Origin of the sequence: Acidovorax sp. GW101-3H11, from assembly GCF_001633105.1 — a bacterium.
Classification (GTDB): domain Bacteria; phylum Pseudomonadota; class Gammaproteobacteria; order Burkholderiales; family Burkholderiaceae_C; genus Acidovorax.
On record NZ_LUKZ01000019.1, the window covers coordinates 25,471 to 41,216 of the forward strand.

At 66.8% G+C, this 15,746-nt stretch carries 14 protein-coding genes; 6 read left to right on the top strand and 8 right to left on the bottom strand.

Translation table 11 applies throughout. The features are described 5' to 3' along the window. Window positions 1-5: 5 nt before the first annotated feature. Complete coding sequence (locus tag A1D30_RS16260) at window positions 6-1,010, bottom strand: sulfate ABC transporter substrate-binding protein (protein ID WP_063461894.1); 1,005 nt, start codon at window positions 1,008-1,010, stop codon at window positions 6-8. 209 nt (window positions 1,011-1,219) lie between these two features. After that, the gene (locus A1D30_RS16265; protein ID WP_063461774.1) at window positions 1,220-1,804 is read right to left on the bottom strand and encodes an alpha/beta hydrolase; all 585 of its coding nucleotides are present in this window, start codon (window positions 1,802-1,804) and stop codon (window positions 1,220-1,222) included. Window positions 1,805-1,997: 193 nt separating this feature from the next. Between A1D30_RS16265 and A1D30_RS16270 the strand changes: the two genes are divergently transcribed. From A1D30_RS16270 to A1D30_RS16285, 4 genes are all read left to right on the top strand, one after another. Then, window positions 1,998-2,903 (top strand): hypothetical protein, encoded by a 906-nt coding sequence (locus A1D30_RS16270; RefSeq protein ID WP_063461775.1) that lies wholly within the window; start codon window positions 1,998-2,000, stop codon window positions 2,901-2,903. 152 nt (window positions 2,904-3,055) lie between these two features. After that, window positions 3,056-3,805, top strand: coding sequence for a hypothetical protein (locus A1D30_RS16275; RefSeq protein WP_063461776.1), 750 nt, complete (start codon window positions 3,056-3,058; stop codon window positions 3,803-3,805). A 39-nt stretch (window positions 3,806-3,844) separates the two neighbouring features. Next, complete coding sequence (locus A1D30_RS16280; protein WP_063461777.1) at window positions 3,845-4,459, top strand: sigma-70 family RNA polymerase sigma factor; 615 nt, start codon at window positions 3,845-3,847, stop codon at window positions 4,457-4,459. Further along, a complete protein-coding gene (locus tag A1D30_RS16285) occupies window positions 4,456-5,604 on the top strand; it encodes an ankyrin repeat domain-containing protein (protein ID WP_063461778.1) in 1,149 nt (382 codons plus the stop codon). Before A1D30_RS16280 ends, A1D30_RS16285 begins: the two co-directional genes overlap by 4 nt. A gap of 221 nt (window positions 5,605-5,825) precedes the next feature. Here A1D30_RS16285 and A1D30_RS16290 read toward each other — a convergent pair whose 3' ends face one another. Further along, the gene (locus A1D30_RS16290) at window positions 5,826-6,695 is read right to left on the bottom strand and encodes an HDOD domain-containing protein (RefSeq protein ID WP_082836492.1); all 870 of its coding nucleotides are present in this window, start codon (window positions 6,693-6,695) and stop codon (window positions 5,826-5,828) included. A 299-nt stretch (window positions 6,696-6,994) separates the two neighbouring features. Further along, entirely contained in the window at window positions 6,995-7,942 is a 948-nt protein-coding gene (locus A1D30_RS16295; RefSeq protein ID WP_063461895.1) for a LysR family transcriptional regulator, read from the bottom strand. A gap of 131 nt (window positions 7,943-8,073) precedes the next feature. On the opposite strand from A1D30_RS16295, the gene A1D30_RS16300 reads away from it, so the two are divergent. Continuing rightward, complete coding sequence (locus A1D30_RS16300) at window positions 8,074-8,718, top strand: FMN-dependent NADH-azoreductase (protein ID WP_063461780.1); 645 nt, start codon at window positions 8,074-8,076, stop codon at window positions 8,716-8,718. 128 nt (window positions 8,719-8,846) lie between these two features. On the opposite strand, the gene A1D30_RS16305 is transcribed toward A1D30_RS16300, so the two are convergent. Together A1D30_RS16305 and A1D30_RS16310 are read right to left on the bottom strand one after the other, a co-directional pair. Continuing rightward, on the bottom strand, window positions 8,847-11,177 hold the full coding sequence (locus A1D30_RS16305) for an EAL domain-containing protein (RefSeq protein WP_063461781.1): 2,331 nt from the start codon (window positions 11,175-11,177) through the stop codon (window positions 8,847-8,849). Window positions 11,178-11,498: 321 nt separating this feature from the next. Continuing rightward, entirely contained in the window at window positions 11,499-12,479 is a 981-nt protein-coding gene (locus A1D30_RS16310; RefSeq protein WP_063461782.1) for an IS110 family transposase, read from the bottom strand. 345 nt (window positions 12,480-12,824) lie between these two features. On the opposite strand from A1D30_RS16310, the gene A1D30_RS16315 reads away from it, so the two are divergent. Further along, complete coding sequence (locus A1D30_RS16315) at window positions 12,825-13,262, top strand: hypothetical protein (protein ID WP_063461783.1); 438 nt, start codon at window positions 12,825-12,827, stop codon at window positions 13,260-13,262. 18 nt (window positions 13,263-13,280) lie between these two features. Here A1D30_RS16315 and A1D30_RS16320 read toward each other — a convergent pair whose 3' ends face one another. Continuing rightward, window positions 13,281-14,294, bottom strand: coding sequence for a tripartite tricarboxylate transporter substrate binding protein (locus tag A1D30_RS16320; protein ID WP_063461784.1), 1,014 nt, complete (start codon window positions 14,292-14,294; stop codon window positions 13,281-13,283). A 120-nt stretch (window positions 14,295-14,414) separates the two neighbouring features. Further along, window positions 14,415-15,731 carry a hydroxysqualene dehydroxylase HpnE gene (gene hpnE / locus A1D30_RS16325; RefSeq protein ID WP_063461785.1) on the bottom strand — a complete coding sequence of 439 codons (1,317 nt, stop codon included), beginning with the start codon at window positions 15,729-15,731 and terminating at the stop codon, window positions 14,415-14,417. Window positions 15,732-15,746: the final 15 nt, after the last annotated feature.

Genomic DNA, 15,746 nt, shown 5'->3' on the forward strand with positions numbered 1-15,746 from the left:
CCTGTTTACTTGGCGCCGGGCGTGTACAGCTTGTCGAACTGGCCGCCGTCATTGAAGTGCACCTTCTGCGCTTCGGTCAGCGAACCGAAATACTTGGCCACGGTGAACTGCTTGAGCGGCTTGAAAGTGTCGGCGTACTTCTTGAGCACGGTTTCCGAGCGGGGGCGGATGGCGTGCTTGGCCGCGATCTCTTGCGCTTCTTCCGAGTACAGGTAGTCCAGGTAGGCCTTCGCCAGTTGGGCCGTGCCCTTCTTGGCCACGGTGCGCTCCACCACGGCCACAGGGTTCTCGGCCACCACGCTCACCGAGGGGTAGATCGCATCGACCTTGCCCGCACCAAACTCGCGGTCGATGGAGACCACTTCGGACTCAAAGGTGATCAGCACGTCGCCCTGGTTGCGCTGCAGGAAGGTGGCGGTGGCGTCGCGCCCGCCCTTCGCCAGGATGGGCACGTTCTTGTACAGCTTGCCCACAAATTCGGCCGCCTGCGCCTCCGTGCCACCCTTTTCACGCACGGCGCCCCAGGCTGCCAGATACGCATAGCGGCCGTTGCCACCGGTCTTGGGGTTGACCACGATGACCTGCACACCGGGCTTGATCAGGTCGTCCCAGTCCTTGATGTTCTTGGGGTTGCCGTTGCGCACCAGGAACAGCATGGTCGAGGTGGTGGGCGATGCGTCGTGCGGGAACTTCTTGGTCCAGTCCTTGGCGACCACGCCGCTGTCGGCCAGGAACTGCACGTCAGTCGTCGTGTTCATGGTCACCACGTCGGCGGCCAGGCCATCGTTCACGGCGCGGGCCTGGGCGCTCGATCCAGCGTGCGACTGGTCGATCTTCACATCCTGGCCCGTGGTCTTCTTGTAGTGCGCCGCAAAGGCGGCGTTGTAGTCCTTGTAGAACTCGCGGGCCACGTCGTACGACACGTTGAGCAGCGAATTTTGTGCGGCAGCCATGCCACTGGCAGCCAGGGCCAGGGAGGCCAGAAGGGTCTTGAGTTTCAAAGAAGTCATGGTGTTGTCGCCCAAAAAATTGCTGGAGATGCCGGATTGTGCGGAGGCGCTCTTAAAACTCAAAAGAATATATTCTTGTTAAATAATCAACTATTGGCATATAGATTGTTGATGGACTGCGCGCCGCAGATAGCGGCCGCGCTTTTCTCATCAAAAAAGGCCTCTTCCGCCTTACCACAAAGGCTTTAAAGCTATTAAAACAATAGCAATCAAAGCACAGCGGGCAGGGAATGCAATTGGGGGGCTGCTGGCTGATGGGCGGCAGGCCCGCCTTCCAGCGACTGCAGCAATGCCCAGCCCAGGGGCCATTCGCCATGGCCCGAGTCGATATTGATGTGCCCCGCGTTCTGCATGCGCACAAACTCGCTGCCCCAGGCCCGCGCATAGGCGCCCGCCAGGCGGATGGGGCAAAACGGGTCGTTGCTGCTGGCCACCACGATGCTGCGGTAGGGCAGCGCGGCATAGGGCACGGGCGCAAAGTCACTCAGGATGGCACGGCGCTCCGGGTCGGCCGGGGCCACCAGCAACGCGCCACACACCCTGGCCGCAGCCTCCGGGCCCATGTGGTTGGTGGCAATGCAGCCCAGGCTGTGCGCCACGATCACAACGGGGTGCGGTGCGGCCAGCACGGTTTTTTCGAGCTGGCTCACCCAGGCCGAGCGCGTGGGCGTGATCCAGTCGTCCTGCACCACACGGCGCGCGTTGGGCAGGCGCTCGGCCCACAGGCTCTGCCAGTGGCCGGGGCCCGAGTCGCGCCAGCCGGGGACGATGATGATGGAGGTGTTAGGGGTCACAGGGCTGGCATTCTGCGAGCCGCGCTTTAAAACCCAAACGACTTAATTTTTGTTATTTAATCGCCAAATCATCTAAAAAACCACCGGTTTGCCGCCGCCACCGGGTCGTTTGGGCTTTTTTTCACCCGGTTTAACCCCATCCAGCCGCCCCGTTCGTTTCACCCAGCACCACCACTTTTTTGATGGAGCTGCCATGAAACCCCGTGCCTTCACCCTGTCCGCCCTCCCCGCCATCACGGCCCTGGCCACACTGCTGGGCCTGGCCCACCTGCCCGCCCAGGCCATTGGCCGCCTGGCCGACGTGACCATCGTGGACCGCGACACCGGCGCCACGCTGCCCGTGCACTACGCCCGGGGCGAATACTGGGTGGCGGGGCGACCCGGTGCGCGCTATGCCATCAGTGTGCGCAACCGGCTGGGCGAGCGGGTGCTGGCCGTGCCCTCGGTAGACGGCGTCAACGTGCTCAGCGGCGAGACGGCCGCCTGGGACCAGCGGGGCTATGTGTTCTCGCCACACGAGCGCTACCAGATCACCGGCTGGCGCAAGAGCGACAGCCAGGTGGCAGCGTTCGAGTTCTCCCACATCGCCAACTCGTATGCCGCCCGCACGGGCCGCCCAGCGCATGTGGGCGTGATTGGCGTGGCGCTGTTCCGCGAGCAGCCACCGGTGCCCCTGCCCGCGCCTGCCATCACCCCCGAGCCCTACAGCCAGCGCCGTGACAACGGCCAGAGCCTGGGGCGCCTGCGCGAGGAATCAGCATCGCCCGCATCGCCCGCTGCCGCTGCACCGGCCGCCCCTGCCCCATCGGCCGAGTCTGAATCCTCCGCCCGCTCACTGTCCGCCGACAGCGTGGCCAAGGCCGCCCCCATGCCATCGGCCAAGCTGGGCACGGCCCACGGCCAGCGCGAAACATCGGTCGTCTCGCACACAAGCTTTACGCGCTTGCAGGAGCAGCCCAACGAAATCATCAGCATCCGCTACGACAGCCGCGAGAACCTGGTGGCCAGCGGCATCATCCGTGAGCGGCCGGCACGCATGCCGGTGCCCCGGGCATTCCCGCAGTCGGACAACACATCCTATGTGCCAGACCCGAATTGACTGGCCCGGGACATCGAACCGACCCTGCGCAGCCGTCCCGCGCGCTGGTGAGCGGACACCACGCACAGCGCGCGGCAGCCGACCTCCCCTCATCCGGTCAAGCCATCCCGCTCGTTTCACTCAGCACCGATAAAACCGTCCACAAAACTGCCATGAAAACCGGGTCCCCCACCTGCCCTGCCCTCATCCATCCCACCGTGATCGCGCTGGCCGTAATGCTCGCGCTGACCGGCTTGCCCGCCCAGGCGATCGGCCGCTTGGCCCAAGTCACTATCGTCAACCCCACTACAGGCGCCAGGCTGCCGATGTACTACGCAAACGGCCAATACTGGGTTGCAGGCCGACCCGGGGCCCGGTATGCGATCACATTGCGCAATCGCAGCGGCGATATCGTGCATGCCGCGCTAACGGTGGATGGCACCGACGTGCTCACCGGTCAGGCTGGCGGGAGTCGGAGCCACTATGCGTTCTCGCCCTATGCGCGCTCTCGAATTGACGGCTGGTACAAACCCAGCGGCACGTTGCCTCCCTTCGAATTCGCTAACGTTGCAAACGCCCACGCTGACCTCACAGCGCGCTCAGTCGAGGTGGGCCTGATCCAGATTGCATTGTCCCGTCGGCATATCCTCGCCCCCGTTGCACCGGTAAAGCCTGAACCGCCAGGCCAACGCCGCCACCAAGGTAGCAACGAAAACCGTATGAGGGAAGAAGCTCCGAGCGGGCAGCGCCAGACCCCGGATGTGTCGTACCTGCCCCTCCTTGAAGAGGTCATCAGCATCCGTTACGACAGCCGCAAAAACCTGATTGCCAACGGCGTGATCCGAAAGCAGCGTGTGCACCCGCAGATGCCGCAGGACTCTGCACCATCGGACCACCTGTCATACGTTCCAGACCCGAAATAGGCCTTGCAAGCCGCTCCCAGCAGACCCGCCCGCGAGCACATGAGGCCCTCGCATAATGCGCGGGTGCCATCCATCCTATTCCCCGCCGCGACGGACGACTCCGACGAAACGCTGATGCAGCGCTACGCCGCAGGCGACATGGGCGCATTCGATGTGCTGTATGGGCGGCACGAACTGGCGGTGTGGCGGTTTGTGTTTYGCAGCGTGAAGGTGCAGGCCGTGGCCGACGACCTGCTGCAGGACGTGTGGTTTGCAGTGGCACGCAATGCTGCCCGCTACGAGGTGAAGGCCAAGTTCCGCACCTGGTTGTTCACCCTGGCGCACCACCGCCTGGTGGACCACCTGCGCACCGCCAAACACCACACCAGCCTGGACGCGAGCGACGACGACGCGCGCACGCTGGCCGACACGCTGGTGGCCGACTCGGGCTTCGGGCCCGTGCGGCAACTGCAGTCGCGCGAACAGGCGGCCGCGCTGATTGCGGCGGTGGAGCAGTTGCCGCTGGAGCAGCGTGAGGCCTTTTTGCTGCAGGCCGAAGGCGACCTGAGCGTGCAGGAGATTGCCGAGGCCACCGGCGTGAACTTTGAAACCGCCAAGAGCCGCCTGCGCTATGCGCGGGCCAGCCTGCGCCAGCACCTCAAGGAGTTTGTATGACCCGGCAGGACGACGAACTGGTCCGGCGCTACCAAGAAGCCAGCGAACAGGAAGGCGCCCGCCCCGGCGCACATGTGCGCGAGGCCGTGCGCGCCCATGCGCAGATGGTGGCGGCCGCCCACACTGCGGCCGCTACGCCAGCGCCTGCCGCCCCCGCCCCTGCACGCACCGCCGCCAACCAGGCCCGCTGGAAGATCTCGGCCCTGGCCACCGTGGCCGTGGTGGGGCTGACCGGTTTGCTGATGCTGCAGTTCGAGCGCGGAACGCCCGAGGAGCGAGACACCGCATTCAGCCACCGCCGGGCCGAGACGCCCGCACCTTCAGTCCAAACCGCCCCAGCGCCCGCGCCCTCGGCCAACCCCGCAACCAAGCCTTTGCCGGAGCCCCTCTCCGCGCCCCCGTCGGCCACACTGCCAGCCCCTGAGCGCCAACAAGAGCAGGAGCAGGAGCGTGCCAGCACCACCACCAGCAAAACCACGGAGGCCGTGGCCCCCAAGCCCGCCACGGTACCTGCACCTTCGCCTGCGCACACACCTGTCCCGCCCTCCGCACAGCCCTTGGCCAAGACCGCGCCAGCACCGGCTCCGGCTGCTGCGCCCGCGCCTGCCCCCCCCGCAGCCGCAGACACTGCAACCCTGCCAGCCCCCCGCGCAGCCGGGGCCATGTCCGGGTTCCCCGCATCGCCCTCACCGGCCGCCGCCCCCAGCGCCGAAAGGCGCGAGCGCGCGTCAGCAGTTCCCACAGAACAGCCCCCGCCACCTGCGGCGGCCGCAGCAGCCGCCCCGGCCGCCCGCAGCCCGCTGGCCGACTCCATGGCCCGCGACAACAACGCGGCAGCCACCGCCTCCGTGCAGAAGCGCCTCGGGGCTTCGTTGCCAGTCAACCTGTGGGATGCAGCCCGTGCTGGCAACCCCCAGCAGGTAGAAAGCCTCATTCACCAGGGCACGCCCGTAGACGCCCGCGACAACGAGGGCAGAACCGCCTTGATGCTGGCGGCCATGCACGGCCACACCACCACTGCCCAGAAGCTGCTGGCCCTGGGCGCCAACCCCCGGCTGGTGGACCGCGAGGGCATGAATGCGGCGCAGTGGGCTGCGCACCGGGGGCACGCGCGCCTGGCCGAGTTGCTGGAGGCTGCGCGCTGAGACCGGCTTCGACAGGCTCTGCCCGAACGGGCGGAGCAGGTGCGGGAAGGAACTGGAGCACATCCGCGCCCACCGGCCTCATGCCGAAGAGTGTTCAAAAAGCCCCATCCGCTCACGCTGAGCCAGTCGAAGCGCCGCGCGAGACTTTGATGGACCTGTCCTGGGCCCGCCCGAAGGCTCTGCCCGAAAGGTTCTTCCGATGGATCAGCCGCGCACCGGCATCAGAACCGCACGGCCTCAAACGCCGGGTGCAGCGCGTCGATCCAGTGATCCAGCTCGTCCTGCGTCACATGCAGGTGGTCCATGCAGGCCTGGCCGTGCTGGTTCCATTCGCGCGTGGGCGCCAGGCCGTCGTGCTGGTTGACCAGAAACTCGGCCAGCAGGCCCAGGGCCACCAGGTGGCGCACGGTGGGGGCAAAGCGTTCGTCGTTCAGGCACGCAAAGTCGTGGTGCAGCCAGATGGCCTGGGCCACGTCGCCCGGCAGGTGCCAGGTGCGCGCCACGATGGCGCCCATCACGGCGTGGTCGGTGCGGTGGCTGGCGTTTTCGGTCTGGGTGAAGGTGCGGTCTTTGCGGGCCAGGGCTTCGGTCACGGTGCCCGCATAGCCGCGCACGGCCTTCACCAAGACGGGCATGCCCACATGGCAGAACAGGCCAAAGCTGTAACCCAGGCCGGGGTCAAAGCTGTAGAGCTGGTGACCGATGTGCTCGCAGGCAATGGCGCGGCGCTGCGAGCTTTCCCAGAAGTGGTCGAGCAGCGGCGAGCGCACCTGCAGCGCGTTGCGCGTGATGAAGGCCGACATCAGCTCCACCGCCGGGCGCAGCCCCAGCACCGTGAGGGCCATGCCCACCGTCTGCACCGGCTGGGCCAGGCCATAAAGCGGGCTGTTGGCCAGCCGCATCACGGCGGCGGCCAGGGCCACGTCAGACGCGGCCAGTTGCTCCAGCGCCGCCGCGTCCAGTTCGGGCTCGGCCATGATTTGCTGCAGGCGCAGCAGCGACTCGGGGCATGGCGGGATCACGATGGCGCGCACCGCAGGGTGCACGCGGGCTTGCCGGATGTCTTGGTCGATGGAGTGAGAAGCGGTCACAAGGGCCCAGTTCCGGGCCGTTCCGCGCAGCGCCGCACCCAGTGGCGCTCAGATGCGCTGTGGTGCAGGAGGGAAGGCAGCCCAAACAGTTGCAATTCGTTGCATTGTGGGGCCAAAAATGCACGCGGCGGGCGCCGCCCCACGGGGGCACACGGTCTTTGTGGCGGCCGCTTGCCAAGCACCTTGCAAGGTGCCCTAGGTTGCCTGTTGCCTGTTGCCTGTTGCCTGTTGCCTGTTGCCTGTTGCCTGTTGCCTGTTGCCTGTTGCCTGTTGCCTGTTGCCTGTTGCCTGTTGCCTGATCAGATGTCCGCGCCGTCCACCCCTTGCAGCGCCTGGCGCGTGCTCAGGCTGCTGCGTCCGGGCATGGCATCGCCCAGAAAGTCCAGAAACCGCCGCACCGCAGGCGACAACCCCCGGCGCGACGGGAACACGGCGTGCACGATGGCGGGCGCGGGCGCCCAGTCGGGCAGCACGCGCACCAGCTTGCGCTCGCGCATTTCGTCCTGGCACATGTAGTCGGGCATCCAGCACACGCCCGTGCCCGCCACGGCGGCGTATTTGAGCGTGAGCAGGTCGTCGGCCACGTAGCGCGGGGTGTGCTGCACCACCTGGTGCACACCGCCCGGGCCAATCAGGTTCCAGGTCGATCGGCCGTCGGGCGCCGACATGGCAATGCTGTCGAGCTGGGCCAGGTCTTCCAGCGTCTTGGGCGTGCCCTGGCGGATTAGCAGCTCGGGGCTGGCCACCAGGATCTGCGTGGTGTGGTCCAGCCGCTTGACCACCATGCTGCCGCTGTCGTCCACCGAGGGGCGCACGCGCAACGCCACGTCGATGCCCTCTTCCACCAGGTTCACGGCGCGGTTGCTCACCAGCATGTCGATGCGCACTTCGGGGCAACTGGCCAGAAACCGGGGGATCAGTTCGGCCACCACGGTCTGCGCCAGCGTGACGGGGCAGCTCACGCGGATGGTGCCGCGCGGCACGGTCTGCACCTGGGCCACCGTGTCGGCCGCCGCCTGGGCCGACTCGCGCATGGCCTGGCAGTGGCGCAGGTAGGCCTCGCCCACCTCAGTCAGCGACAGCTTGCGGGTGGTGCGCTGCAGCAGGCGCACGCCCAGGTGGGTCTCCAGGTCGGACACGCGCCGCGACAGGCGCGACTTGGGAATGCCCAGCGCACGGCCCGCTGCGGCAAAGCCGCCGCGCTCCACCACTTCGGCGAAATAGAGCATGTCGTTGAGGTCTTGCATAAAGTACATCGTCCTACTGATAGAACAATCTATCGCAAGTTCACCACCTTATCAACATTTTGATGAATCTTCACAATTCATCCCATGGCCACACGCTGTGGCTCCGATCCACAGAACCCCAGGAGTTCCTCATGCAACTGCTTCACATCGACTCCGCCATCACCGGCGAACAATCCGTGTCCCGCCAACTGACGGCACGCACCGTGGCCGCCTGGCAAGCCGCCCACCCCGGCACCACCGTGCAGTACCTGGACCTGGCCCAGCAGGCGCCTTCGCACCTGTCGGCCCAGTCGCTGGGTTTTCGCACCGGCCAGGCCGCCGCCACCGAGGCAGAGCGCGCTGAAAACGCACTGTCCGAAGCGCTGGTGAGCCAGTTCCTGGCCTCCGATGTGATCGTGATCGGCGCGCCGCTGTACAACTTCTCCATCCCCAGCCAGCTCAAGGCCTGGATCGACCGCCTGGCCCAGGCCGGCCGCACCTTCAAGTACACCGACAAGGGCCCCGTGGGCCTGGCCGGTGGCAAGACGGTGATCGTGGCTTCCACCCGTGGCGGCGTGTATTCGACCAGCGAAGGCGGCCAGGCGATGGAGCACCAGGAGAGCTACCTGAAGGTGGTGTTCGGCTTCTTCGGCATCACCGACGTGCGTTTTGTGCGCGCCGAAGGCGTGGCCATGGGCCCGGACGCCAAGGCCGCCGCCCTGGCATCGGCCGATGTGGAGATCAGCAGCCACACCAGCGTGGCCGCCAACCAGGCGCGTGTATCGCAGGCAGCATAAATGGCAGGCCGCCAAAGCAGCGGCCACCCAGCCCCCTTCCCACACCCGGCCATGTGCCGGGTGTTGCGCTTTGGGGGGGGCACGATTTAGAGTAAAAATCGGCCCTACCGCGCGTCCATCATGCCTTGTTAGCTATCATTTTTGATAACCGGTGCCAACGAGCCAGCAGCCACCGGCTGCAGCCAGTGCTGCGCCAGATCCTCGGGCGCCAGCGCAGGCGCAAACAGCCAGCCCTGAAACCGCTGGCAGCCCATCTTCACCAAGAGCTGCCACTGCGCCTCAGTCTCTACCCCTTCGGCCACCACCTCCAGGCCCAGCGCGCGGGCCAGGGCGTTGACGGTGGCGCAGATCTCGCGGTCGTTCGGGTCCACCACGATGTCGCGCACAAACTCCTTGTCGATCTTCAGCTCGCTCACCGGCAGGCGCTTGAGCTTGACGAGCGACGAGTGGCCGGTGCCGAAGTCGTCGATGGACAGCACAAACCCGGCGTTTTTCAGGTCCAGCGCCATGGCGTAGAGTGACTCGTCCAGCAGCTGCGACTCAGTGATCTCCAGCACCAGGCTGGCGGGCGCCACCCCGGCGCGCTGCGCAATGCCCAGCAGGGCCTGCGCAAACCCCGGCTCGCGCAGCTGGATGGTGGACACATTGACCGACACCACCGGCACCTGCCAGCCCTCGGCGCGCCACTGCGCCACCTGGCGGCAGGCGGTCTCGAACACCCACAGCCCCATGGGCACGATGAGCCCGCTCTCTTCGGCCAGGGGGATGAACTCGTCGGGCGGCACCGGCTTGCCGTCCACCGACCAGCGCAGCAGCGCCTCGGCCCCCACCGTCTGGCGCAGGTGGTTGAGCTGCGGCTGGTACACCAGCGTGAACTCGCCCCCCTGCAGCGCGCCATGCAGGCGGCGGCGCAGCTCCAGCCGGGTGCGCGTGGCGTGGGTGAACTCCTCGATGTAGAAGCGGTACGAGCCCCGCCCCGCACTTTTGGTGGCATGCAGGGCCGAATGCGCGTGCCGCACCAGTTCCACGCTGTTGCTGGCATCGTCGGGGAACAGGCTGATGCCGATGCTCGCGCCCATGTACTGCGCGCCCACCTCCGACAGCTCCCAGGGCCGCGCCAGCCCCTCCAGCAGCGTGGTCGCCAGCTGCGCCAGCACCGTGCGCGACGCGGGGCGCTGCAGCATCACCGTGAACTGGTCATTGGCCAGGCGCGACACCAGCCACTGGCCTTCGAGCAGCTGGTGGATGCGCTGCGCCACCTCGCTCAGCAGCGCATCGCCCACGCGGTGGCCGTAGGTTTCGTTGACGCTTTTGAAGTGGTCCAGGTCGATCAGCAGCAGCGCCACGCAGCGGTCGGGCGCCTGCGTGTACCGCCCGGCTTCTGCCACCGCGCGCTCCAGCGCATCCTCAAAGTAGCGGCGGTTGGGCAGGCCCGTGAGGGCGTCGAAATGCGCCACGTGGTAGAGCCGCTCTTCGTTGCGCAGCACCGCCGCCTCGGCCGTGCGCAGGCGGTTGAGCAGGCCCACCACAATCGCCTGGCGCAGCGCCGCCAGCAGCAGCACCAGCAGGCAACACACCAGGATGAGCGCCTGCACCCCGGCCCGGCCGTCGGGGGTGATGATGAAAAGCCGCACCAGGGTGACGCCCGCCAGCCCCATCGCCACCAGGGGCACGTAGTTCATGGCCTGGTCGCAGCGGCGGCGGTAGTCCGGGTCGTCCGACACCTCAAACCGCAGCCCGCGCGCCCCCCAGCCCAGCGCCAGCGCGGCCAGGCTGAAGCTGGCGTTGAACAGCATGCCCGGCTGCACGGTGCCGCCCAGCAGCATCAGGTTCCACTGCATCCAGCTCAGGCCATAGCCCAGCATGCCCGCCAGCACCAGCAGATGGGCCCGCGTGACGCGCACACCCACCGTGGGCATGGCCAGCGCCGTCACGCCCGCCGCCGTCAGGTACACCGCCGGGTACAGCAACAGCACCGTGGCCACAGCCAGCGGCTGGTCCTGGCCCGAAGGCAGGTAGATCACCAGGGTAAAGGCCAGCAGCGCCAGCACCGCGCCGCCAAAGTCCAGCGCAGCGGGGTAGGCGCGGTCTTTGGAAAGCCTCGCAAACGTGGCGCGGATCACCGTGGCCGCCCACAACGGCCCCACGCTCAGAAAGAACAGGTCGGCAGGCGCCGGGAACGGGTTCCAGTCCAGCGCCACCTGCAGGTTCCACACCAGCTGCCCGGCCAGCACCAGCACCGTGCCCACCCACAGCCCCGTGTGCAGCAGGCGCTGCGCAGGCGGCACCTGCGCCCGCCCCCGCCAGGCCCAGAAGGCCGACAGGCCAAACGCCAGCGTCCAGGAGGCGTTGTCCAAAAACAGCCTGAGCGACGCATCCTGCACCCAGAGCGATGCCCCAAACAGCAGCAAGGCTGCGCCCAGCCAGACCGCTGTGAGGGCTCGTTCGGCAAAGGGCATGGGGGTGGATGGGCGGGGTGTTACCGGAGGTTACCCTTCCATTGTGGATGCAAGCGCTGGGGCGCCGTTTCCCCAGCGGGGCGCTGGGATACTGAGCGACATGCGATTGCTACCAATACGATAGCTATCAGCGCTTTATGGACAGGCGGTAAGTCCTGATTTCCTTCAGATTTTGGGTTGCTGCATGCAGTATCCAGACTCTCCACCCCGTTGCGGGCTGGGGAGTGGGGCGAACAGGTGAGGCGGTGGCGATAAATCCACCCCCTCTCCCCGGCCCTCTCCCGCGAGGGGAGAGCAACTGTGTTTGAAGTCAAGCCTTTCTCAAGCACCGGCGGCCTGTGGATAACCAGSCTGCCACGGCTTGCCCGAGCGGATCACCGCGTTGATGATCGTCAGCAGCTTGTGCATGCATGCGGTCAGCGCCACCTTCTTGGGTTTGCCCGCCTGCASCARCCGCTCATAGAAGGCTTTGAGACAGGGGTCRTAGCGCACCGCACTCAACGCCGCCATGTACAGCGCCGCGCGTACGTTGGCCCGCCCGCCCCAGGTCGTTCGCTTGCCTTTGAACTTGCCACTGTCGCAGTTCAACGGGGCCACGCCCACCAGCTTGGCGATCTCGCGCTGCCCCAGCCTGCCCAGCTCGGGCAAGGCGGCCATCAGCATGGTTTGTGTGCCTGGGCCCACGCCTTTGAGCCCCTTGAGCARCGCGAGCTTGTCTTTGAAGTAATGCCTCAAGTGCCGGTCCGCATCGTCGTCTATCYGCCCGATCTGGCGGTCCAGCTGCTTGAGCATCGCCTGRATGCTCTTGCGYTGCGATGGGTGGGCGCCGCTGAGCCGATTGCTCTCAGCCACCCGCATGCCCACCAGTTGGCTGCGCCGCGTCACCATGGCCAGCAGCAACTCCTGCTCGGGCGTGGGCAGTCTGTGCAGCAGTCTCTCGCGCTTGTCGCTGTGGTACAGGGTGCGCGCAAAGTGCGACAGGGCCCGTGCATCGGTGCTGTCTGTCTTGGCCAGGTAGCCCAGCGCCTTGGCAAAGTCATGTGCCTGCCGAGGGTTGACCACCATGACTGCAAGCCCGCTGGCGCACAGGGCCGTCGCAGCCGCCCGCTCCAGGCCTCCTGTGGCCTCCAGCAGCACAACAGCAACCCGGGGCTTCATGGCACTGAGTTCGGCCACCAGGGYCTTSAGGCCCGTTTCGTCGTTTCCCAGCGTTCGCGTCCTGGCRCTGTCGTCCAGTGCGATCTCCAGCGTCGCCTTGGACACGTCGATGCCTACAAAAATCAGCTCATTGGCGTCTGTCATCACCCATCCTTGCACATACGAGGTCTGTGCGGCTTACGCCTTGCACAGCCAACCAGCAACTGTTCGGGCTCGCAACAAACGGCCAGCCATCCACGCCAAATGCTCTCCCGCGGGCTCGCGGCCCAGAGGGCCAACGGGCTGTGGATAACCGCACAAACTCATTTCCCCAAACATCGAAAACGAAAGATACAAGGGNGCCAACCAGCAACTGTTCGGGCTCGCAACAAACGGCCAGCCATCCACGCCAAATGCTCTCCCGCGGGCTCGCGGCCCAGAGGGCCAACGGGCTGTGGATAACCGCACAAACTCATTTCCCCAAACATCGAAAACGAAAGATACAAGGGTATGGACAAACGTGACAAGCGGCCTTTGCGGGGGCTGTCCCACAGATGGCGCATGGAAGAGAGGGTGAGAGACGCAGGCGGCTGGTGGTCGTCCAGCTTGGTTTTCAAGGTCGCCTGCGCGCTGTTGGGCATTGCCGCAGGGAGCCTTTTGGCGTTGCTGCTCGGCTTTGCGGGGGCTGCGTTGGGCGGCCCCTCTGATGCGATGGGCTCCTTGCTGGCCGCTGGAGCAATGTCGGGCGCCGCGTGTGGCGCGTTGGCGCCCAACATCTTGCTGCATGCCATCACAGGGTTGGCGTACTTTCTTGCAGGACTGATCTCCGCCATGGGAGGAGAAGACATCGCTGACACCCCCTCCCGTGAAGGCTGGTTGAAGGCCTGCGTCATTGTGGGAGCCCTCTATGTGCTGGGGCTTTCCATTGGATGGGGCATCTTGCGCTGAAACGCAACGCCCCCCTTCTCAATCTGGCTTGATCTGCGCGCGCTTGATGACTTTCTGCCAGCGCGCCTGCTCCGCCGCAATGAACTGTGCAAACTGCGCGGGTGTGCCGCCGATGGCTTCGGCGGCGTCACCGTTCAGGCGCTTGAGGGCTTCGGGGGCCTTGACGGCCTTCATGGTTTCGGCGGCCAGCTTGTCCAGGTGTTCTTTGGGCAGGCTCGCGGGGGCCAGCATGCCGTACCACTGCGTCATCTCGAAGCCGGGGAAGCCCTGTTCGGCCACGGTGGGTACGTCGGGCAGCTGCGGCAGGCGCTGGGTGGAGCCGGTGGCGATGCAGCGCACCTTGCCGGACTTGATGAACGGGAGCAGGGCCGCAGCGCCCACCGATGCGGCATCAAGGCGGCCCGAGAGCAGGTCGGTCATCATGGGGCCGGTGCCCCGGTAGGGCACGTGCAGCATGAAGATCTCGGCGGTCATCTTGAGGTATTCAAACGCGAGGTGGCCCGCGCTGCCATTGCCTGCCGAGCCGTAGCTGAGCTTGCCCGGGTTCTTCTTGGCGTAGGCGATGAACTCCTTGAGGTTCTTGGCGGGCACGTCGGGGTGCACCACGTACAGGCTGGGCACCTTGGCCAGCAGGCTCACGGGCTTGAAGTCCTTGTTGGCGTCGTAGGGCAGCTTGTCGAAGATGTAGGGGTTGACGGCCAGCGTGCCGATGTGGCCCAGGATGAGGGTGTGCTGGTCTTCGGCACGGGCCACTTCCTGCATGGCGATGTTGCCTGCGGCGCCGGGCTTGTTGTCCACAAACACGCTCTGGCCCAGGGTCTTGCTCAACTCGGCCGCTGTGGAGCGCGCAACGATCTCGGAGCTGCCGCCCGGTGCAAAGGGCACCACAAAACGCACAGACTTGGCGGGCCATGCGGCCTGAGCCGACGCAGCGGCGGGCAGCAGGCCGCCCAGGGCCAGGGCGCTGCCTGCGCCCAGCAGGTGGCGGCGGGTGGGGTGGAAGGCGGGGGTGGTGTCGTTGTCGAACAGCATGGGTGTCTCCGTGAAAGCCGTAGTGGCGTTGCCGGGCGTATGGTGTGCGCAGCGTGCTTTCGGAATGCTGTCAGTCGGCCTGGGGTTTACCCGAGGCACCCTGGGCCGTCAAAGCGGGGATCAGGCCTGTGCCGCTACTGCCGTGCCGCTGAGCACGGCGCCTTCCAGCGTGGCCGGGTAGGGGCCTGCCACATAGTCGCCGCAGGCCGTCAGCCCCGGCAGCACCTGCATGCCGGGCCGCTGCAGGCCAGGGGTGCAGGCAAAGGTGGCGCGTTTTTCCACCACGGTCTGCACGGGCTGCAGGCCGGTCAGGCCCAGCTGGGCGGCGGCCTGCTGCAGCACCTGCTGCTCGATCAATGCGCGGTCCCCATCACTGGCGCTCACCACAAAGGCAAGCAGCCCGTGCTGGCCGTCGAGCTGGCCCCTGTCGAACACAAACTGCGCCGGGTGGGCAGCGGTATTGCGCAGCGCCAGCATGGGCAAGGGCAGGTGGGCGCCCGGGGCGTGGGCATAGACGGTGGTGATGGCCTCGAACCGCAGGGCGCTGGTGGTGGCGCTCCAGCGGGCTGCACTGGCCAGGCCCGCCGTGCCTGCCAGGCCTTCGACCAGGCGGCTGGCCTCCCAGGACGGGCAGGCCAGGGTGATGTGGTCGAACGCTCCGGGTTCTTCGGTGCCGTTGGCGGCCACTACCGGCTGCCAACGCCCGCCGGGCAATGGTTGCAGGCGCTGAATGCGCTGGCCGGTGAGGACCTGGCCGCCTTGCTGCTGCAGCCAGTGGGCAGCGGCTTCGGGAAAGAGGGCGCCTAAGTCCGCACGTGGCAGCAGCAGGTTGGAGCCGCCGCGCCCGCTGAACAGGCTGTCCTGCAGCACGCGCAGAAACACCTGGCCGCTGGCCTGGTTGGCGGGGGTGTTGAGGGCCGACACACACAGCGGGTCGATGAACTCAGCCATGAGCCGGGGCGTGAGCGGCGCGCACAGCGTGGCCACCGATGTGGCGGGCGCGCAGCGAAAGCCGCGCAGCTGCCAGGCCGTGGCTGTGCGCAGCAGTGCCAGCTTGTCGCGCCAGCCCCAGCCCTTGGCGCGGGCAATGCCCAGCAGCGCATCGAGGGGTGGGGGCAGGTCGGGCAGCTGCAGGCCCTGGCCGTCGGGGAACTGCAGCGTGAGCGGCAGGCGCAGCAGCGCAGTATCGATGTCCACGCCCACCAGCCGCATCAGGCGCAGGCTTTCGGCGTAGGCGCCGATCAGGATGTGCTGGCCGTTGTCGAGCGTGGCGGGCGTGCCATCGGGCAGCGCGCCCGGCACGGCGCGCGCCCGGCCGCCCACGGTGCGCGCGGCCTCGAACACGGTGACCTGGCGCCCTGCCTGCACATGGGCAATGGCGGCGGCCATGCCCGCCCAGCCTGCGCCCACCACTGCCACGTTCGCGGCGACCTTCATGGACGCGGGCCCACG